This is a genomic window from Mesorhizobium sp. M8A.F.Ca.ET.181.01.1.1 (genome assembly GCF_004792025.1).
GTDB lineage: Bacteria > Pseudomonadota > Alphaproteobacteria > Rhizobiales > Rhizobiaceae > Mesorhizobium.
Genome location: NZ_SRTV01000002.1, coordinates 589,436 through 607,966, shown reverse-complemented (window position 1 = coordinate 607,966; position 18,531 = coordinate 589,436). Strand labels below are relative to the sequence as shown.

The following is an 18,531-nucleotide window of genomic DNA, read 5'->3' as shown; positions in this document are numbered from 1 at the left end:
AAAACCGGATTCCACTTTTGCTGATGCCACTTGAGTGCTAAACGCGCGCGTTCACATATGCCCGCGACGGACCGGGCGTACGCTTTCGGGAAAGAAAACATGCCTGCCTTCAAATCCGATTTCCTGCGCACGATGAGCGAGCGCGGCTTCATCCACCAGACCTCGGATGATGCCGGCCTCGACGCTATCTTCGCCAAGGAAACCGTGACGGCCTATATCGGCTTCGACGCCACGGCCAAGAGCCTGCATGCCGGCTCGCTGATCCAGATCATGATGCTGCACTGGCTGCAGCAGACCGGACACCGGCCGATCGCGCTGATGGGTGGCGGCACCTCGATGATCGGCGACCCGTCCTTCAAGGACGAGGCGCGCAAACTTTTGACGCCCCAGGACATCGACGACAACCTGGCCGGTATCCGCCGCAACTTCATGCCCTACCTCAAATTCGGCAGCGGTCCGAACGACGCGGTCATGGTCAACAATGCCGACTGGCTGATGGAGATCAACTACGTCAATTTCCTGCGTGATGTCGGTCGGCATTTTTCGGTCAACCGGATGCTCGCTTTCGATTCCGTCAAGTTGCGGCTCGACCGCGAGCAATCGCTGTCGTTCCTTGAATTCAACTACATGATCCTGCAGGCCTATGATTTCGTCGAACTCTACAAGCGCCTTGGCTGCCGTCTGCAGATGGGCGGCTCCGACCAATGGGGCAACATCATCAACGGCATCGATCTCGGCCGCCGCATGGAGGATGCGCAACTATACGCACTGACCACGCCGCTGCTCACCACCTCGTCCGGCGCCAAGATGGGCAAGTCCGCCTCGGGCGCGGTCTGGCTCGATCCAGAGATGTTGAGCCCCTACGAATTCTGGCAGTACTGGCGCAACACCGAGGATGCCGACGTTGGCCGTTTCCTGAAGCTCTACACCACGCTGCCGCTGGACGAGATCGCACGGCTCGAGCGGCTGGGCGGCTCCGAGATCAACGAGGCGAAGAAGATCCTCGCAACGGAGATCACCGCCCATCTGCACGGCCGCGCGGCCGCCGAACAGGCCAGCGAGACGGCGCGCAAGACCTTCGAGGAAGGCGCTCTCGCCGACACGTTGCCGACCGTCGAGACGGACAGGGCCGCGCTCGAATCCGGCGTCGGCATCCTGTCGCTATTGGTCAGCGCGGGGCTGGCATCGTCCAATGGCGAGGCAAGGCGGCACGTCCAGGGTGGCGCCGTGCGCCTGAACGACCAGCCGGTAAGCGACGACCGTCGACTGGTCACGCTTCAGGATCTGAGTCCGGAAAATGTCGTAAAGCTTTCATTGGGCAGGAAAAAGCACATCCTGGTGCGGCCGGCCTGAGGACCCTCACCGGTACTCGAAGATCGACCTGAATATGCCCGGCGCGATCACCGACAGCGGATTGACGTCGAGCACCGGCTTGTTGGCATTGCCCCTGAGCCGGTAGGTGACGCCGATCAGGCCGCGGTCGCGGCCATTGCCCAGAAGCGCGCCGACGATGGGCAGTTCGCCGAAAATACGGTTGAGGCCGTAGACCGGCATGAAGGTGCCGGTCATGTCCATATTGTTGTTCTGGTCGTAGAGGATGCCCTGGAACGTCGTGCCGATGCGCGGGCCACGCAGCACGCCATTGGTCAGCTTCAGGTAGCCGCTACCCTTGTCGATCTCGGCGTAACCCCGTTCGAACTTCACTCGCGACGTGTCGAGCTTGCCCTTCACCGCCTGGTTGAGGCTGCGGCTATCGCCGGCCGGCGTGGTCGAGACGGTGGAGGCGAGTTTGGGTTCGTTGACGACGAAGAAGTTGCTGGTGTCGACCTTGCCCTTCATCGGTCCATCGCTGGCTCCCGACAGGGCCAATGTGATCGCGCCGCCTTCCATGTGCTCATAAATGTTGAGGAACCGCAGGATGGCGCCGGCGTCCGCCGACTGCACGTTGAGCGAGCGTCTGTCGTCGGCGGTGGTGTTGCTGATGGCGATGGCGGCGCCGGAACTCGCCGTCGCGCTCACCTTCAGTCCGTTCACCCTTGAACCGGCCGCACTGTAGTCGAGCTTCAGGTTGGACAGTTGCTCATCGTGGAAACCGGTCAGCTGATTGACATCGGCGCTGACGGAAATGTTGTCTGTTCCCGTCGTCTTCGTTGCGGTGTCCACATCGGACGTGAACTGCTTGATGAGCGAACGAGCGTCGAGCGCACTGCCATTGATGTCGACCGCGTAGCCCTTGCCCGATCGCTTGACCGAAACAGCCACGTCGTCGCCCCTGTTCAAGGTGACCTTGCTGAACTTGGCCGAAGACAAGGCGCCGTTGACCAACACGATACTGCCGTCGACGGAGAACGTCTTGCCGTCGAGCTCGAAGTCGGACAGCGTCGTGGTGTCGCCGGACTTGGTCATGACGAATGTGGCGCTGGCGGGAACCCCCGCCCCCTTGCTCCAGCCGGCCCAGGGAATGTCCAGCCTGGCGTTGGTCAGGTCGGCCGAGACGTTCTGGTTGCCGTTGCCGCTCTTGTCGATCGCGACCTTCACCGTTCCGCCAAGCAGCGGCGTCAGGCCGGGCATGGCGGCGGCGCGGATCTTGTCGTCGAGCACCAGGGCTACCTTGCGGCTGCGCGCCGGCCCGTCATCCGCCAGCGGCTCGACGAGGTCGAGTTCGGCCGGAATGCCATTCAGCGATGCCTTGGCCGAAATGACAGCCTTTTGCGGGTCGACGGTGATCGAGCCATCGGCATTGGTTACGGCCTGTCCCTCGAACGGCTTGGCCAAGGACAGGCCGGTATAGTCGAGCGACACCAGCCAATCGAGCTTCGCGGTATCGACGCCCGACTGCAGCGGAATGTCCGCCTTGACGTGGCCGGTAACGCTGCCGGAAAGATCCTCCGGCAGAAGGCCGACATGGCGCATGGCATTGATCGGTTCATAGGATGCAAGTTCGGCGACAGCGGACGCATCGCCGGCAACGTCGATATCGAGAGCGCCGATGACCGGCGGGCGGTTGGCCGCCTTGACGGTCAATGTCCCGTTGCTGGCCGCAACCACGCGGCCACTGGGCATGAAGACGGTGCCCGAGGACAATGAAATGTCGACGTCGTTGCCGTGGAATCCGACGACGCCCACCGCGTCGCGGATCGGCGGAATGCGCCCGGCCGTGTCGAAGCGCGCCCCCTCGATCTGGAAGCGGCCGAAGACCTCGTCGGCGGAAAGCGGTACCCCATTGCCGAGGCGGTCCGGCACCACCTGGAATTGGAGATTGGCGTCGACCACGCGGCCGCCGAACAAATTGTTCAGCACCCAGAGCCGCGCATTACGCGCCGAAAACCATGGCCAAAGCTGTTTGACGTGCGAGACCGGCATGTCATGGACGCTGAGCGCCAGATTGATCCCGGGAGCCTTGCCGTCAACGAATTCCACCGTTGAGGTACCAAGCACCTCGCCGGAACCAGAGGACCGAACCGCGATCTGCTCGGCCACCAGTTTACGGCTTTGCGGCTGGTAGACGCCAGCAATCCGCGCCAGGAAGATCAATGCGGGTTCAGGCGATTCCGACGGTGCCAAGGTCGAACCGTCGCTGGTCAGATCGTAACGGTACGAGGGTTCCTCACCCGCTACCCCGGTTGCCGGTTTTGGGCCGATCGAGCCGCCGAAATCGAATGAAGACCGGCCGGTTTTCAGCAGCAACCTGTCCACCTGGATCTTGTTGGAGCCGTAGACAAGCGTCGCATTGACATCGGCATCCGCCGGCAGCAGCCCGCGCGCGCCAAGATCGAGCACCGAGCCGGTGGATGAAAGGGCGGCGGCCAGGCGTGATGCGGTGGCGCCTGAGCCTTCCGATCCCGTCAGCTTCAACGCGACGGCACCAAGCTTCCCGGAGCCGGCAGCGGTGGCGCCGGCATCGGCCAGATTGATGCTGGCATCCAGGCTTGTTACCCGGTGCGCCGCGACATCGCGGATGGCGGCGGCGGCAACCGTGACTGTCCTGCCGTCGACATCCGCCTCGGCGGTGAACTTCATGCCGCCCGGCCCCGACTGAACCACGGTGGCGTCGGCGATCTTGACCAGCTTGATCGATCCGGCGTCGGGCAGCACGAACTCGACATTGCTGAGATCGATCCGGCGCATCGAGTCTTCCCGCACGGCATCGAGCGCGCGATGGATATTGCCGAACACCGCGTCCGACAGTTTCTCCGGATCGACGAGGCCGTCCTGGTTGCGCAGCGCCGCGGTCCAGTCGCCGCCGGACGGCATCGCCGCCATGACGACACGGGCATCGGAGATCCTGGCACTGGTCAGCCGCACCTCACCCCATAGCAGCGGCACCAGACGCACGCCAAAGCGCACGCGACCGGCATCCGCCATCGGCTTGCCGTCTGATGTCTTCAGGCTGACATCGCTCACCTGGAGGGCGACGAAGCTCGAACTGTCGAGCGTAATGCGCGCGGGCCCGACCGCGACATTGACGTCAACGCCCGCCAGCCTCTCTATGGCGCTCTCCGCCTCGACGCGCAGCCGGTCCGAGCCGATGCCGGAAAGGCCGATGAGATAGACGGTCACCGCGACCAGCAGCATGAACGCGACCAGGCCGGCAAACAGGCGTGAAAGGATGCGAACGCCGCGGCCGATGGCAGCCTGACCGAGAGGCGGGACGCGGCACGCGGACGGCAAAGCCCCCAGGTCGGTGATCTCGTCCCGCCTGAACCTGATCTTCTCGTGCTGCGGTTGCTCCTGATCCACGCAATCTTCCGTTGTACGAATTCGCTCGTGGACGAATCCCCGCTCGACACTATATCGGTGTGGCTTCGCGCGTAACCTCAAACAAGGGCATCGATATGGCCGACCTCGACGTAGGCGATCCCGCGCCGCAATTCGACCTGCCGCGGGACGGTGGCGGATCGCTCAGCCTGGCGGCATCCGCCGGCAAGCCGGTGGTGCTCTATTTCTATCCGCAGGACGACACGACAAGCTGCACGCAAGAGGCGATCAGCTTCTCACGGCTGAAGCCGGAATTCGAGAAGGCCGGCGCCGTCGTCATTGGCCTGTCGCCCGACAGCGCCAAGAAACACGACAAGTTCAAGTCGAAATACGATCTCACCATCGATCTTGCCGCCGACGAGGAGCGCAAGGTGATCGAGGCCTACCATCTGTGGGTCGAGAAATCGATGTATGGCCGCAAATACATGGGTGTCGAGCGCGCGACGTTCCTGATCGGACGCGACGGACGGATCGCCAGGATTTGGCGCAAGGTCCGCGTCAAGGGCCATCCCGAGGCCGTGCTGGAAGCCGTTCGCGCGCTCTGAACGTCGCCAAAGCCCACCAAAGCAATCGACAATTATGACGCTACTCGTCAGGGGCCTCAGCCTTCGGCTGCCGCCGCGTCCTCCAGGATTTCGAAGCATGGCTCACTTGATCGGCCAGCGCGGCAAGATGGCCACGCAAGCCGCGCGCGCCCATCATCGACGACAGCGTGACTGATTGCGTGGCGAAGCGCCGCTTGAAATCCTCGCCGCCGCAGAGAAAATCAATCGTGGCAAGGCCACGGTCGAACGACCACTGGATATAGTCCATCATCAGCACCATACCCGGCGAGGCGCGCTCGTATTCGGGATCATAGGTGGTGACGAAAGCCATCATCGTGCCGCGCTGCTCGAAATTGATCGAGACGGCGACGATCTTGTCGTCAAGCTCCAGCACGAAGATGCGCAACAGCCCGAGGTCGGCCAGCACCGAAATAAGCGCGGCGAGAACGGGCGAGCCCTTGTCGAACAGATCCGAGGCGCGGCCATGGCGAGCGAGCCAGAGGCGCTTCAACGTCGCGACCCGCTCGAGCACCGGTTCGCGCGGCTCATCCGGATCCAGCAGCCGGAAACGCAATGCGCCGCTTTCTTCCATGAACTTGCGGCCACGACGATAGTTCTGCCGGCCCTTCTTGGACAACGTCTCGAACCATTCCGCCCCACGCTGCCAGGAGCCGCCGACACGATAGCTGATTTCAGTGCGGTGGTTGGGCCGAAGCGCCTTGCCATGGGCCGGTTCCAGCAGGGCATGAACACCGGCATCCGGCAGCAGACGGTTGAGATAGATCAGGTCGAAGCCGCCCTGGTCAAAAACATGCTGCCAGAGGCGGGAGATCGCCCGCGGGTCGCTGTCAGGTGCAACCAGCGCGTCGCCATAGTCACTGTGATCCTTCGCTGCCCATTCGAGTATGCGGATGCCGGAGCGCCTGAAGGTCGCGAGCGCTATCACGCCGTCGAGCCGGTCGCCGTTCCAGGCAAGGCCAATCCTGAGCGCGCGCCGTTCCTGATGCGGGGTGGTTCGCCACCAGGCCGCGATCCAGTCCGGGTGCTGGAAGACAAGCCCGCCGGCCCGCTGCCAGAGCGCGCTCCAGGCCGGTGCGATCTCGGCCAGGCGCACCGCCGATGTCACGATTTCGAAGGTGCGTGTCCGCGGGATGGCGAGCACAACGGGAGCGTTCATGGCCGTGTCCCTTCCGAGGATCGCGAGGTGCGTGAGCGTGATTTTCCGGGCCGGATGCGCCTGGCGATATGCCCCCACATCCGCTTCAACGGCATGACGTAAAGGCCGGCGAGCGACTGGTAGTCACGTACATCGCGGTCAACCAGCCCGAACTTGAAGTCCTCGTCGGGCCTCGGCACACACAATGTCCCAAAGAGCCGATCCCAGAACGAGAAGAGCAGCCCGAAGTTCTTGTCGTAGTGGCGCGGATCGGTGCTGTGATGCAACTGGTGCCAATGAGGACACAGGATCAAATTGTTGAGCGGGCCGAACGAGATCTTGAAATGCGTGTGCCTGACGAAATCCATCATCAGGATGTTGCGCATGACATAGACGTTGACGCCAAAAACGGTCAGTTCGACAAGGTTCAGCGAAATCAGCGACCAGATGCCGAAGCAGAGCCCCACGATGAGGCCGTCCCAGGCCCGGTTCATCAACTCGTCGAGCGGATGGACCCGGTCCTTGGTGATCCCGACCATCACCTCGGCCGAGTGATGCACCTTGTGCAGTTCCCAAAGCAGCGGATAGCGATGCTGGGCGACGTGATAGAGATAATAGGAAATGTCGTAGGCAAGCAGCATGCTGACGGTGAAGATCAGCACCGTCACCGGCCCTGCCGGCCCCTCGATCAGAGGCGGCTGGAACTGGAACAGTGTGGAAAACAGCCAGTTGGTCCCGTAGCCCACCGCCGTGACGAAGACGATTCCGGCGGGCAGCATCAGGAAGGGCATCAGGGCCTTCTTCGTGACCCAGAACAGCAGGTCGGCCTTCGCGGACGGATGGGTGATGACCTCATGCGGGATGACGAACTCGAAAAACTCCTTCCAGCTCTTCTCCTCGACCGTGCGCCAATAGGCCACGAGGGCGCTGACAAAGGCCGTCAGCAGCAAAAGCCCGGTCGCCAGCAGACTGGTGCCCGAAATCTTGTCGAGGATCTTGCCAACCAGATCGTCCAGCATTCCTACCGCCACGGTGAATCCCAAATACCAACACGCCTTTACTCGAAAAGCGTCAACTAAATGCAATCGAAGACAGTTAAGAAACCCGAGCCTTGCTCTGCGAGCTACTGGATGCTCCCGACAGAACATGAGTGTTCATCGCCAACGATTCCGCGGCATAGGGTCCGCGTCCTGGAGATTTTCGCGCAACCTCGTGCCCGCGCTGCGTCCATTCGGCGCCGCGCGGCCGATAGGGCAATCCTTTGTTAACCCTAATAATGTGTAATCAAGCTCTCGTGGTGTCGTAAACGAAAGCTTGGTCCCGTGAACGCAACCGGTCAGTCCGCAGTCTTCGGCAGGCGCAAGGAACCACATACGGTCATCATCGCCCGAGGCAACGAGATCAGGCACTTCACGGTCCGCCCCTGGCTGGCGGCATTCATCGGTTCAGCACTCGCCGCCATTGCCATCGGCTACCTCCTGGCCACATCCTATCTCGTGCTGCGCGACGACCTGATCGGCGCCACCACCGCACGCCAGGCGCGGATGCAGCAGGCGTACGAGGACCGCATTTCGGCGCTTCGAGCCCAGGTCGACCGCATCACCAGCAGGCAGCTGCTCGACCAGCAATTGATGGAAACCAAGGTCAGCGAACTGCTTCAGCGCCAGACGCAGCTCAGTCAGCGGCATGGCCGTCTCGGCCCGCTGCTCCAACGCGCCGAAAACGACGCCGGAGCGGTACCCGCCGACGATCCAGCCGCGGCCGCCAAGACGGACAAGCGCGCCGAGGTGACCGGCAGCATCAACCAGCCCGCGCAGACCTACGTGGTTGCCAGCCTGGGCGCCGACCTCGGCACCGCCGACACCAGGCCCTTCTCCTTGTGGTCGACCCGCACCGATCCGCTGCCCAGCGATTCAGCGGCAGATCGTGCCGACAAGCTGTTCGTCTCGATCAACCAGTCGCTGAAATCCATCGAGAATGAGCAGCTCAGCCGCATCAGCACGCTCGCGGACAATGCCTACAAAAGCGCGGATGCCATCCAGCAGGCGCTGCAGGCAGCCGGACTGCCGGTCGACAGTGATTTCGGCAAGAACGAAAGCGATGTCGGCGGACCGTTGATCCCGCTCAACTCGTCGATGATCTTCGACAGCAAGGTCAAGGAGCTGGACGAGGCGCTGGACACGCTCGACCAGCTGAAAAAGGAAGCGCGCCGGCTGCCGCTTGCCAATCCCGCCCCCGGCCACTCCGTCACCAGCCCGTTCGGTGTGCGCACCGATCCCCTTCTCGGCACGGCCGCGCTGCATTCGGGCATGGATTTCAGGGCGCCCATCGGCATGGCGGCGCGGGTGACAGCGCCCGGCGTCGTCACCAAGGCCGGCTGGAATGGCGGCTATGGCCGTATGGTCGAGATCGACCATGGCAATGGTTTTGCCACGCGCTACGGACATCTCAGCGAGATCGACGTGACGGTAGGCGAAAAAGTCGACGCCGGCGCCATCATCGGCAAGACCGGCAGCAGCGGACGCTCGACTGGCCCGCATCTTCACTATGAAGTGCGGCACAATGGCGAGGCGATCGATCCGCTACGCTTTCTGACCGTCGGAAGGAAAGTCGCGCAGTATCTCTGACAAGGGCAACCGCTCGCCCGCCAGCTGAATCCCGAGCCACCGGCCGAGCGACGCCTCTCCCTCACCAGGCAGTCTCCCGCCTCATCGCTGATCCACCGAGGATGAGACACCACGGATCTTCAGTTCCGTCCGCGCTCCGATTATTTTTGAATTCCATTTGACTGAATAAATATTTGATGCGAACCTTACGTCACGTGAGGGCGCAAGGCATGGCATTGCGGGGGACCAATCAGGAGTTCGGGCGGCCGTACAACCGGCGCATCGTGCTGGAGTCCATCCGCCGTCATGGCCCGATCGCACGTAGCGACATCGCCAGGCATGTCGGGCTCACCGTCCAGACCGTGTCGACCATCGTTCGCGAACTGGAGGAACAGGGCTACATCCTGTCCGTACGCGAAGAGCCGAAGGGCCGTGGCCTGCCACCCGCGACGCTGCGCATCAACCCGGAAGGCGGCTATGCCGTCGGCATCCACCTGACGCCGCTTGGAATAGACGCCGCACTGATCAATCTCAGCGGCGACGTTATCGAGAGTTCACGCCGCGAAGCCCCCAACGCGGCGCCTGATCATGCGTTCGACCAGATTGGCGCCATGGTTCGCGACCTGACGGGCAAGCGGCCCGGCGGCCGCGTCATCGGCATCGGCATGGCGCTTCCCGGTCCGTTCGACGTGGACTCCATGAGCTTTGTCGGCCCGACCACGATGACCGGGTGGAAGCACGTGGCGCTGCGTGAACGGCTGACGGCCGCGACGGGATTGCCGGCGTTCTTCGAGAGCGACATGGCCGCCGCCGCGATGGGCGAGAGGCTTTATGGCATCGGAGCCCGCCATTCCGATTATTACTATCTCTATTTCGGCGTTGGGCTCGGCGGCGCCATGATGCATGACGGCAGCGTTCTGCGCGGCGCTTGGGGCAATGCGGGCGAGATCGGCCACATTCCCGTGGTCCCTGATGGCGAGCTTTGCCCCTGCGGCAACCGCGGCTGCCTCGAGCGCTACCTCTCGCTCGAAGCGCGGGGCCGCCGGGCCGGCGGCGACGCCGATTGGGTGGCGCAGGTCGGCCCGATCTTCCGCAATGCCATCGCCATCATCGAGAACCTTTTCGACCCAGAGACGGTCGTGCTCGGCGGCCTGGCGGCGTCGGAGTTGCTCGAACGCCTGGCGGACGCGGCCGAACCGCTGCACAATTCGGTTTCGGCTCGCGCTGATCGCAAGACGCCGCGTGTCATCGTCGCCAGCGGCGGCCAGCATGCCGTGCTGCGCGGCGCGGCGGCACTCGCCGTCTCAGGGGTGTTGTCGCCACGCTTCGGCCAGATGTTCGCCGCCGAACGCGAGCGCGGCCGCGACATCCTTTCGGCCAGGGAGATTGCCGCATGAGCGAACCCCTGCTGGTGCTCGACAACGTGACCAAGAACTATGGCGCGATCGAAGCGCTGAAGGGGATCAGCTTTTCCATCGGCAAGGGCGAGGTGGTGGCGCTGCTCGGCGACAACGGCGCCGGCAAGTCGACGTTGGTCAAGATCATTGCGGGCGGTCTCGAACCGACATCCGGCCGCATGCTGTTCGAGGGCAAGGAGTTCCTGGCCCGTTCGCCGGCGGAAGCCAAGGCGGCCGGCATCGAGACCGTCTACCAGGACCTGTCGCTCTGCACCAATGTCGACGTGGTGGCCAATTTCTTCATGGGCCGCGAGATCACGAGGAAGGTGCTCGGCATTCCCGTGCTCGACGAACGCGCCATGGAGGCTGTCGTCGGCAAGGCGCTGGCCAGCGCCGGTACCCGCATTCCTTCACTGCGCACCAATGTCGAGCACCTCTCGGGCGGCCAGCGCCAGGCCATCGAGCTTAACCGCTTCGTCCACTGGGGCGGCAAACTCGTGCTGCTCGACGAACCGTTCGCCGCACTTGGCGTCGAACAGACGCGGCGCGGTCTCGACATGATCCGCCAAGTGGCGAGCCAGGGTATCGGCGTCGTCATCATAACCCACATCATGCAGCAGGCTTTTCAGGTCGCCGACCGGATCGTGGTGATCCGGCAAGGCGTCGTGGCGGGCGATGTCGCACGCAACAAGACAAGTCCCGATGCGGTGATCAACATGATCACCGGGGAGACGCTTGCCGGTGCCGGACCGGCGGGCTGAGGGACAAAGAGGGGTCCGGCTTAACAGGGAGCCAACGACATGAAGCGAATACTTCTTGCTGTCTTCGGTATCCTGGCACTGGCCTTTGCCACGCTCACGCCGGCATTCGCCCAGTCCAAGGGTATTGTCTACTACTTGGTGCCGACATTGCTCGACGAGTTCCAAACCGGATCGGTGAGCGCGCTGGAGCTGTTCCTGAAACAGACCGGCTACGAGATGAAGACGCTGAACGCCGACAACAAGACCGACGCGCAGCAATCGCAGATGAACGACGTGATCGCGCTGAAGCCGGCGGCGATCATCCTGGCCGCCGTCGATTTCAATGCGCTGAAACCATCGATCGAGGCCGCCCGCGCCGCCGGCATTCCGGTGGTCGAATTCGATCGCCAGATCACGTCGACACCGTCCGATTTCACGTCGGTCGCGGGTACCGTCGAGATCGGCTATGTCGCCGCCGATCAGGCCGAAAAGCTTCTGAAAGCCAAGAACGGCTCGGTGAAGGGCAAGGTCCTTCAGGTGCTTGGCGACCCCGGCGATCCTTACACGCTCGACATCCAGAAGGGTTTTGAAGAGAAGATGAAGGCGTTCCCGGACGTCAAGATCATCTCGCTGCCGGCCATGCAATGGGAGGCCAGCAATGCCGGCACCATCGTTGCCGACCAGATGCTGGCCAATCCCGACATCGACCTGATCTTCAGCCATGCCGCGCACCTGTCGGTCGCCGCCGTCGCTTCGCTAGAGGCCGCCGGCAAGAAGCCGGGCGACGTGATGCTGATGAGCTCGAACGGCGCGCCGGTCGGCCTCGACCTGATCCGCAAGGGCTGGCTCAATGTCGAAGTAGAGCAGCCGCTTTACGCACAGGCCGCGGCCGTCGCCATGTTCATGGACAAGGTCGCGAAGAAGCAAGAGATCAAGCCCGGCGAATACGACGTGCTTGGCCTGAAATCGACCGTCACCAAGGAAGCGTGGGGCCCGAACATCAAGATTCCGGGTGCCGCCATCACCAAGGAGAACGTCGACAACCCGGCCTTCTGGGGCAACCAGAAGCCGCCGACCGATACGGTCAAGTCGGTCGAATAGGCATGTCGCCTGAACGCTCCGGGCCATACCTGGCCCGGAGCCCATCCCTGCCCGCATGAAACGAGACGCAGACAATTCGCTGCGGCCTTGATTGCGCATGCCAACCGGATCGACACATGAACCCTCGCACGCGTCACGCCCTGGAGTTCGTCCTCGACAACCTCGTCTGGTTCATGCTGCTCCTTGTCCTGGTCGTCTTCTCGCTGTTCATCCCGAACTATTTCCAACTCGGCATCTTCGCCAACATCATCGAGGCGTCGAGCGTGCTCGGCGTCATGTCGATCGGCCTGGCGCTGGTCATCATTGCCGGCCACATGGACCTGTCGGTCGAATCCGTCGCCGCACTCAGCGCCATGGCGGTGGGCATCCTGTTTTGCTCCTCGGGCATCGGCCTCGGTGTTCAATTGCACCCGGAATGGCTGATGGTTCCGGTCTCGCTGCTGCTGGCGCTGGCCGTCGGCGGCCTCATCGGCGCCTTCAACGGCTATCTTGTGGTCAAGGTCAAGATGAGCGCCTTCATCATCACGCTCGCCTCCTACATCTGGGTACGCGGCCTCGTGCTGGTCATTTCGGGCGGCCGCTCGGCACAGGATCTGGCACCCGCCATCCGGTGGTTCGGCATCCAGCGCCTGATCGGCCTGCCGCTTACCGCCTGGATCGCGGTGGCCTGTTTCGTGGTCTTCTCGCTGATCATGGCCAAGACGCCGTTCGGCAGGCACTTGGTGATGATCGGCGGCAATGAAACCGCGACCTTCCGCGCCGGCATCCGGGTGAACCGCAACCTGATCATCGCCTTCGTGCTCGCCGGCGCCATCGCAGGGCTCGCCGGCTGGCTGCTGGCGATCCGCACCTCCGGCGCCACCGCCAATCTTGGCGTCGGCCTGCTGTTCAATGCCTTTGCAGCCGTGGTTATCGGCGGCGTCAGCCTGAAGGGCGGCGTCGGCACCTTGCCGGGCGTCTATGCCGGCGTGCTCCTGCTCTCGGCCATCAACACGGCGATCAACCTGATGGGCCTGCCCGCCAATTTCACCCAGGTCATCCACGGCCTGCTGGTTCTGGCCGCGGTGCTGCTCGACGCATTCAAGCAAACCATTCGCCAAAGACTGGCGTGAGAGGGCGTGAGGCGAGGATTGGCATGACAGGACGACTGAAAGACAAGGTAGCGCTGATCATCGGCGCCGCGCGCGGCATCGGCAAGGGCATCGCGCTGCGCTTTGCGGAAGAAGGCGCACGGCTCGTGCTGGCCGACAGCGAGGCGGAGGCGGGGCAAGCAAGTGCGGATGAACTGGGCGTCCCCTTCATCCGCACCGACATCTCGCAAATGAGCGACGCCGAGGCCGCGGTGGCACTTTCGCTGAAACAGCACGGCCGCCTCGACATCATCGTGCAGAATGCCGGCATCTATCCCTGGCAGTTGATCGAAAACACCAGCGCCGACGACTGGGACCGCGTCATGGCCGTCAACCTGCGCGGCACTTTCAATGCCAGCCGCGCCGCCCTCGTGCCGATGAAGGCGCAGCGCTCTGGCCGCATGCTCTACACCTCATCGATCACCGGCCCCCACGTCACCAGCCCTGGCCACGGCCATTATTCGGCGACGAAAGCAGGCATTAACGGCTTCATTCGCGCGGCGGCGCTTGAATTCTCCGGCTACGGCATCACCGTCAACGGCGTCGAACCCGGCAATATCCGCACCGAAGCCATCCAACAGCATCGCGGCGCCGCCTATATCAAGAACATGGAGGATTCGATCCCGCTCGGCCGGCTCGGCAGCCCGCGCGACGTGGCCAACGCCTTCCTGTTCCTGGCCTCGGACGACGCCAGCTACATCACCGGCACCACCATTGTCGTCGACGGCGGGCAATTGCTGCCCGAGGGCAAGGATTTCCGGATGGTGCCGCCGTGAGCGGGCAGCCATACGCCAAGAAGCGTTTGCCTGTTGAGTTGCGATCGGGCTCCAGCGCTTCAGCGAATTCCAAGTGTCCGGCCGGCTTCATGCCCTTACGGATAGCTGAGGGCAGGCAAGGCTTTTGTCTTGCCGGACAATCTCGCGCCTAAGGTCAGGCTATTCGGGAACCAACCCACGAAGGCCTTCATCGCCGTATTAGAGTTGGGGAGGACGGCAATGCGCGCCAACAGTGCGGCGGCATGAATGCGAGTGGCAAATTGCCGGCTCCACGCTCTTGAATAGCGTTTGCCGACGGCGATGCGCGCCGTCCGGTCCCATTGTTCGAACCTTGCCAATTCGCCAGCGAGAAGCCAGCTGGACTGCAGGGCCATGGAGATGCCTTCAGCGATGATGGGATGAGACTCGCCGGCGATGTTGCCGACCCGAAATATGTCGTCGGCAAATCGTGGGCGCATCCCCGGACGTATGGGACCGGCGGCAAGCCATTCACCTTCGAGGCTGGCGTCGCCGATCGTGGAAACCGTGGCCGGACACGATGCCAGTATGTGCGCGTGAACGGCTTGGGCCGCGGACATCGCACCGCCCTCTTTGCGCAGCCTGGTCAACACGTCGCGGCGTATGCAGCACGACAGCGATATCCTGTCCTGATCCGCCCACACCATGCCACCATAGCCGCCCGGAAACACCAGGAGCGGCATGAGGTCTCGAGCGAGCGACGCTCCCCTGAAATGGGCCTTGAAGCCAAACAGATCGGATGCCGCGCTGCTCTTCGGGAGATTGGTTGGCAACCTGCCCTGCCCCCAGGAGCCATGCGCCGCAATCACCACCTGCCCGCTAAGACTTGTCTGACCCTCCCTGTTGGCGATCCGGACGATGGCACGATCGCCATTGCTGGCGATCTCCACCGCGCGCCACGGCTGAAAAACGTCGGCTCCGGCATTGCGCGCCGTGTCCAAGAGGATGCCATCCAGAACGTCCCGTCCAAGCGCCCGCCCGAAAGCATTTCCCGCGGCGCGCGGCATGCCCGCTATGATGCCAGGGCCCGACGCGAACAAGCCAACCCGCTTGACTTCCGGCCCTGCCTTGGCACGAACCGCCACGCCCGCCTCCAGACGGTCCAACAGCTCCAGATTGACCGCCGACATGAATTCGCCGCAGACCTTGCGGCGTGGAAACTCGCTTGCTTCGATGATGGCCACAGAACGACCTTGGCCGCGCAAGGCCAATGCTGCCGACGAGCCGCTTGGGCCGGCACCTATGACGATGGCATCGTACATCGCGCAAGTCCTTCCTTGGGGAAAACGCGGAAGGCGTGGGTAAACGGGCCAATTCTGCGCTCTTCACACTGCTGCGCGGAACCGAGAGGCCACAAACCGGAAAGTTCCTTGCCAGCGAAACCTGCGCGGACGCTTGCCGCCGCATCGTGCATGGTGACCTGGTTTGCACCGACAAGGCGCAGGAGCGGGCATGCTTTTAAAGCGACAATGTTTCGGCTCGGCTCGGCGGCGAGGAATACCGGCGCCAGACGGCATAGGGCTTCGAACAGGATCTTTAAGGCGGTGTCGGAAAAATGGTGCAGGAACAGATTGGCCGAGACAACGTCGTAGGCGGCACCCCCGGGTTTTGCGATCCAGTCGAAGATATTGTCGGTAACGGTTTCAACCCGCCAGCCCAGAGCCGCGAAATCGGCGCGCCGCCGGTCGGTGACGAGGTCAACCTGGTCGAGCATGACCAGCTCCACGTCGATCCACTTCGTGGCGAGGCGCCTTGCAACCGAGAGCATGAATGCACCGTCGCCGGACCCGACTTCCAAGATTCTGATCGAACCCTCGCGCACGCTGGCCTTCAGGAGGTTGGACATGATCGCATGTTGAAACATCAGCGAATTTATCCAAATCAGATCACGTCGGGAGCCAATCGCCCTGGGATCGTCGGGAGGCAAATGATCGAGCAGTTCCGGCTGGATAAGACGGCTGTCGAGACCGGTGGCCATGTCAGGCACGGCCGGCCGTGTGGAACATCATCGTCTCGGCCGTGAGGCCGGGGCCAAATGCCATTGCACAGCCCACGTCATCATCCGTGAACCCGCGAAGCATCCGCTCCAGCACGAACATGACTGTGGCGGAAGACATGTTTCCGTTTTCGCGAAGCACATCGCGCGACGGCAACAGCGCATCGGGAGGAAGATCCAGCGCGCGCTCCACGGCGTCGAGAATGGAACGCCCACCCGGGTGAACAGCCCAAAGGTCGATGTTGGCGGCGATCCTGTTTCCCAAGATGGCGCCGATCCCTTTGCCAAGCGCATTCTGGATTGCAGCAGGAATTTGCCCCGACAGAACCATGTCGAAACCGTCGTCGTGCAAGCTCCAGCTCATCAAGTCGCGGGCGTCGGCGTCCACGATCGCGTGAAAACTGTCCAGGCCGATGCCGAACGGGCGGGAGGTCACCGACGCGGCCGCGCAGCCATCGCCCCAGAGGGAGAAAGATAGCAGTTTTTCGAGGTCGGCCGTCTCCTTGAGATGGAGCGTACAGAGTTCGATGCAGACGATCACAACATGGGCCGCAGGTTCCGACAGAACGATGTGCCGCGCCAGTTTGAGCGCATTGATTGCCGCATAACATCCCATGAAGCCGATGATCGTGCGCTCCACGGTGGTGGGCAGATTGCATCGGGCGATTATTTCCAGATCGATGCCGGGGGCGGAGAAGCCCGTACAGGTGGTGACAATCAGATGCGTGACACCTTTCCTGTCTTCGCCCTCCAGGAGTCGCTCCAATGCTCGCTCGGCCAGCGCGGGCGCGGCAGTGGAATACATTTCCATGCGTTTGGCCGTACCCGGAAACGCACCGCGCTTGAAAACACCCGCCAGGTCGACGCTCAGCCCCTCAGGATCACCAGCGGGTGCGAAGCAGGAATAGCGATGTTCGATGCCGCCCTTGTCGGCCATGCGATTGAAAATTGCGCGGCGGCGGGGATCTGCCAACTGGGAGCCCGCAAATTGAAGGAAGAATTCGTGAACGCCGTGATCAGGGACGGCCGTGGCAATTCGGTTAATGAAAGCTTGAACGGGCATTTTCCCTTGACCTGCAGCCACAAACCCGCGGTCGCGAGCCGAGAGGCCCAGTTGCCCCCGGCGGGAGCTGTAGCTCCACGGCAATGGCTATCTCTATTGAGATAAACGCCCGAGGCCTAAAAAACTTCCTGCGAAAATGCCGCTCACCCGTGAAAAAGCAATGCACCGCCCGCACGAAGGACAACAGGTGAGCTATTGCCCGTTGTCGACGTGGCGATTTCGTGGCGCCCGCAACCGGAAAACATCAACTGGGGGAAAGATATGGTGGGCGATGACGGGCTCGAACCGCCGACATCTTCGGTGTAAACGAAGCGCTCTACCAACTGAGCTAATCGCCCGCTCCGGGCCGGACCTTTAAGCGGTCGGGACTTGCTTCGCAAGGCCAAATGAGCGCGAGGCGCCCTGTTCGCAGGCCGGATTTGCGAACAAAATGCCGGCTGTCAAAAAACCTTCTCCTGTTTGGCGTTATGATGGTTTGGTGCGCTTGACACCCGGTAGCGAACCCCTTATCCAGCGCCCCAACGACGAACACGGCTGACACGTGCTCGTCAATGCGCGGGTGTAGCTCAGTTGGTTAGAGTGCCGGCCTGTCACGCCGGAGGTCGCGGGTTCGAGCCCCGTCACTCGCGCCATTTCTCTCAAGGGACACAAACCCTTGGCTTAGTAGAAATGTCGACGTTGTCTGTCAAAGATGCATGTATGCGGATGTGATCCAGAACCTTTCAAATCTGGGTTCAATCTGCCATGCATGGGCTTGCGGCCATGATCGTGGTGCCGGATGAGATTTGCCTCCTGTCAGCTCGGAACGTCGGCTGCCGGCCTGTTTCGGCTCCTGCGTTGACAGATATCTCCCTTGGCCTGACGTTTGCGCCAGGCAAACCGCTTGGGGCTTGCGCTTCCGCCTAAAAAAACGCTTGATTCTCCTCTGAAATATCCTGGCCTGAGATAATCCGGCTACCATAACCATACAGCCTGAACGACCCGGGAGGACTTACAGTGTCTATCGCCTCAACCACCTCGATGAGCACGGTGTTCACGGCCATAAGCCTTGCTGGCCTTACAATGGTTGCTTCCACCATCTTTCCCGCCACTGCTTCGGCTGCTCGGCTTCAGCGATGTGCAAGGGAGGGCGGCATTTGCCGACTGCCATTTCCGGCTGAAGTGGTTTTTGGCGACGGGGGCCGCACTACATCGCGCTTTATCGACCGTGACGCGGTCCCCTGCTCAACCCGCGTTTTTGGCGAC

At 62.6% G+C, this 18,531-nt stretch carries 14 protein-coding genes and 2 tRNA genes; 9 read left to right on the top strand and 7 right to left on the bottom strand.

Annotated elements, in window-relative coordinates; translation table 11 throughout:
* Positions 1 to 99: 99 nt before the first annotated feature.
* Complete coding sequence (gene tyrS, locus EN824_RS11330) at positions 100 to 1,353, top strand: tyrosine--tRNA ligase (RefSeq protein ID WP_135864129.1); 1,254 nt, start codon at positions 100 to 102, stop codon at positions 1,351 to 1,353.
* Between the two features lie 6 nt (positions 1,354 to 1,359).
* On the opposite strand, the gene EN824_RS11325 is transcribed toward tyrS, so the two are convergent.
* Entirely contained in the window at positions 1,360 to 4,740 is a 3,381-nt protein-coding gene (locus EN824_RS11325) for a DUF3971 domain-containing protein (RefSeq protein WP_135932260.1), read from the bottom strand.
* A 95-nt stretch (positions 4,741 to 4,835) separates the two neighbouring features.
* On the opposite strand from EN824_RS11325, the gene EN824_RS11320 reads away from it, so the two are divergent.
* Positions 4,836 to 5,303: a peroxiredoxin gene (locus EN824_RS11320; RefSeq protein WP_135932259.1), complete on the top strand. Its 468-nt coding sequence runs from the start codon at positions 4,836 to 4,838 to the stop codon at positions 5,301 to 5,303.
* A 40-nt stretch (positions 5,304 to 5,343) separates the two neighbouring features.
* On the opposite strand, the gene EN824_RS11315 is transcribed toward EN824_RS11320, so the two are convergent.
* Both EN824_RS11315 and EN824_RS11310 read right to left on the bottom strand, forming a co-directional pair.
* Positions 5,344 to 6,480, bottom strand: a complete 1,137-nt coding sequence (locus EN824_RS11315) for a GNAT family N-acetyltransferase (protein WP_135880170.1) — start codon at positions 6,478 to 6,480, stop codon at positions 5,344 to 5,346.
* Positions 6,477 to 7,478, bottom strand: a complete 1,002-nt coding sequence (locus tag EN824_RS11310; protein WP_127280699.1) for a sterol desaturase family protein — start codon at positions 7,476 to 7,478, stop codon at positions 6,477 to 6,479. The genes EN824_RS11315 and EN824_RS11310 overlap by 4 nt, the downstream gene beginning before the upstream one ends.
* Positions 7,479 to 7,781: 303 nt before the next feature.
* On the opposite strand from EN824_RS11310, the gene EN824_RS11305 reads away from it, so the two are divergent.
* The 6 genes from EN824_RS11305 to EN824_RS11280 all read left to right on the top strand — a co-directional run bounded on the left by EN824_RS11305 (position 7,782) and on the right by EN824_RS11280 (position 14,209).
* Complete coding sequence (locus EN824_RS11305) at positions 7,782 to 9,086, top strand: M23 family metallopeptidase (RefSeq protein ID WP_135864123.1); 1,305 nt, start codon at positions 7,782 to 7,784, stop codon at positions 9,084 to 9,086.
* A gap of 209 nt (positions 9,087 to 9,295) precedes the next feature.
* Positions 9,296 to 10,462, top strand: coding sequence for an ROK family transcriptional regulator (locus EN824_RS11300; protein ID WP_135864121.1), 1,167 nt, complete (start codon positions 9,296 to 9,298; stop codon positions 10,460 to 10,462).
* Complete coding sequence (locus EN824_RS11295; RefSeq protein ID WP_135864119.1) at positions 10,459 to 11,223, top strand: ATP-binding cassette domain-containing protein; 765 nt, start codon at positions 10,459 to 10,461, stop codon at positions 11,221 to 11,223. The genes EN824_RS11300 and EN824_RS11295 overlap by 4 nt, the downstream gene beginning before the upstream one ends.
* A 39-nt stretch (positions 11,224 to 11,262) precedes the next feature.
* The gene (locus EN824_RS11290; protein WP_135864116.1) at positions 11,263 to 12,303 is read left to right on the top strand and encodes a sugar ABC transporter substrate-binding protein; all 1,041 of its coding nucleotides are present in this window, start codon (positions 11,263 to 11,265) and stop codon (positions 12,301 to 12,303) included.
* A gap of 116 nt (positions 12,304 to 12,419) precedes the next feature.
* The gene (locus EN824_RS11285) at positions 12,420 to 13,415 is read left to right on the top strand and encodes an ABC transporter permease (protein WP_135864114.1); all 996 of its coding nucleotides are present in this window, start codon (positions 12,420 to 12,422) and stop codon (positions 13,413 to 13,415) included.
* A 23-nt stretch (positions 13,416 to 13,438) separates the two neighbouring features.
* Entirely contained in the window at positions 13,439 to 14,209 is a 771-nt protein-coding gene (locus tag EN824_RS11280) for an SDR family NAD(P)-dependent oxidoreductase (protein ID WP_127278873.1), read from the top strand.
* A 95-nt stretch (positions 14,210 to 14,304) separates the two neighbouring features.
* Here the strand turns inward: EN824_RS11280 and EN824_RS11275 are convergent, their stop codons facing one another.
* The 4 genes from EN824_RS11275 to EN824_RS11260 form a co-directional block, all read right to left on the bottom strand.
* Positions 14,305 to 15,489: an FAD-dependent monooxygenase gene (locus EN824_RS11275; RefSeq protein WP_127278874.1), complete on the bottom strand. Its 1,185-nt coding sequence runs from the start codon at positions 15,487 to 15,489 to the stop codon at positions 14,305 to 14,307.
* Positions 15,468 to 16,205, bottom strand: a complete 738-nt coding sequence (locus EN824_RS11270; protein WP_127278875.1) for a methyltransferase domain-containing protein — start codon at positions 16,203 to 16,205, stop codon at positions 15,468 to 15,470. The genes EN824_RS11275 and EN824_RS11270 overlap by 22 nt, the downstream gene beginning before the upstream one ends.
* A gap of 1 nt (position 16,206) precedes the next feature.
* On the bottom strand, positions 16,207 to 17,286 hold the full coding sequence (locus EN824_RS11265) for a type III polyketide synthase (RefSeq protein WP_135932258.1): 1,080 nt from the start codon (positions 17,284 to 17,286) through the stop codon (positions 16,207 to 16,209).
* Between the two features lie 262 nt (positions 17,287 to 17,548).
* Positions 17,549 to 17,624 (bottom strand) — tRNA-Val (locus EN824_RS11260).
* Positions 17,625 to 17,841: 217 nt separating this feature from the next.
* Between EN824_RS11260 and EN824_RS11255 the strand changes: the two genes are divergently transcribed.
* Positions 17,842 to 17,918, top strand: a tRNA-Asp gene (locus EN824_RS11255).
* Positions 17,919 to 18,531: the final 613 nt, after the last annotated feature.

Bases quoted from the DNA above. Each gene is read 5' to 3' on its own strand.
- EN824_RS11300 (WP_135864121.1), top strand. From the start codon at position 9,296: ATGGCATTGCGGGGGACCAATCAGGAGTTCGGGCGGCCGTACAACCGG.
- EN824_RS11280 (WP_127278873.1), top strand. From the start codon at position 13,439: ATGACAGGACGACTGAAAGACAAGGTAGCGCTGATCATCGGCGCCGCG.
- EN824_RS11275 (WP_127278874.1), bottom strand. From the start codon at position 15,489: ATGTACGATGCCATCGTCATAGGTGCCGGCCCAAGCGGCTCGTCGGCA.
- EN824_RS11295 (WP_135864119.1), top strand. From the start codon at position 10,459: ATGAGCGAACCCCTGCTGGTGCTCGACAACGTGACCAAGAACTATGGC.
- EN824_RS11310 (WP_127280699.1), bottom strand. From the start codon at position 7,478: ATGCTGGACGATCTGGTTGGCAAGATCCTCGACAAGATTTCGGGCACC.
- EN824_RS11270 (WP_127278875.1), bottom strand. From the start codon at position 16,205: ATGGCCACCGGTCTCGACAGCCGTCTTATCCAGCCGGAACTGCTCGAT.
- EN824_RS11315 (WP_135880170.1), bottom strand. From the start codon at position 6,480: ATGAACGCTCCCGTTGTGCTCGCCATCCCGCGGACACGCACCTTCGAA.
- EN824_RS11265 (WP_135932258.1), bottom strand. From the start codon at position 17,286: ATGCCCGTTCAAGCTTTCATTAACCGAATTGCCACGGCCGTCCCTGAT.
- EN824_RS11290 (WP_135864116.1), top strand. From the start codon at position 11,263: ATGAAGCGAATACTTCTTGCTGTCTTCGGTATCCTGGCACTGGCCTTT.
- EN824_RS11320 (WP_135932259.1), top strand. From the start codon at position 4,836: ATGGCCGACCTCGACGTAGGCGATCCCGCGCCGCAATTCGACCTGCCG.
- tyrS (WP_135864129.1), top strand. From the start codon at position 100: ATGCCTGCCTTCAAATCCGATTTCCTGCGCACGATGAGCGAGCGCGGC.
- EN824_RS11285 (WP_135864114.1), top strand. From the start codon at position 12,420: ATGAACCCTCGCACGCGTCACGCCCTGGAGTTCGTCCTCGACAACCTC.